The sequence below is a fragment of the Micromonospora hortensis genome (genome assembly GCF_022230935.1).
Lineage (GTDB): Bacteria > Actinomycetota > Actinomycetes > Mycobacteriales > Micromonosporaceae > Micromonospora > Micromonospora hortensis.
The window spans coordinates 1-985 of sequence record NZ_JAKKFE010000063.1 but is presented as its reverse complement, the minus strand read 5'-3'; the positions used below and the strand labels follow the sequence as shown (position 1 = coordinate 985).

General features: G+C 69.4%; 1 protein-coding gene. It reads left to right on the top strand.

The window, feature by feature from the left end:
* Nucleotides 1–50 precede the first annotated feature (50 nt).
* On the top strand, nt 51–985 hold a 935-nt coding region (locus NIE111_RS28180; RefSeq protein WP_238687321.1), incomplete at its 3' end, for an extracellular solute-binding protein.

Genomic DNA, 985 nt, shown 5'->3' with positions numbered 1-985 from the left:
GGGGTGCGGCGGAGAAGGTTAGTTCCAAGCGGCGCGAGGGGAGAAGTGGCGTGAACAGGTGGAAGCGGTTGGCCCCGGTCACCGCCATGGTGGCCTCGGCCGCGATGGTGCTGGCCGGCTGTGGAGGCTCCAGCGACGACGCGGCTGACGACAGCAAGCTCACGGTCTGGATGATGGGCGAGGGCGGCGACGCGCAGAACTCCTTCCTCGACGGGGTCGAGGCCGAGTTCCGCCAGAAGCACCCCGACACCGATGTGGTCGTGCAGTACATTCCCTGGCTGGAGGCGCCCAAGAAGTTCCAGGCGGCGCTCGCCGGTGGTGAGGGGCCGGACATCACCGAGCTCGGCAACACCGAGACTCAGGGCTGGGCCGCCCAGGAGGCGCTCGCCGACGTGAGTGGTCGGATGGGCGGCTGGGCCGACGGCAAGGATCTGCTGCCCGACCTGGTGCGCAACGCTCAGCTCGACGGCAAGCAGTACGGCGTGCCCTGGTACGCCGGTGTGCGCGCCATCTACTACCGCACCGACTGGTTCGCCGAGGCCGGCGTACAGCCCCCGAAGAACTGGGACGACCTGGTCACGGTGGCCAAGGCCGTGCAGGCGAAGAAGAAGGGCACCTACGGCATCGCCCTGCCCGGCAACTCCGAGCTGCCCTTCTACTCCTTCCTCTGGGGCGCCGGCGGCGAGATCGCCAGCAACCAGGGCGGCACCTGGAAGTCCGGCTACACCACCCCCGAGGCGCAGCGGGCCGTCAAGTTCTGGACCGACCTGGTGACCGTGCACAAGGTCGCCCCGCCGGCGGCGGCGGGTTGGAACGAGATCGACGCGCGTACCCAGTTCGCCACCGGCAAGGCCGCGATGGCCTTCGCCGGCAGCTGGCAGCAGGGCGCCATCAAGAAGGACAACCCCGAGATCGAGAAGGTCTGGGGTACGTTCCCGTGCCCTGCCCCGCACGCGATGCACGATACCGGTTGCGGCGGCTCGCC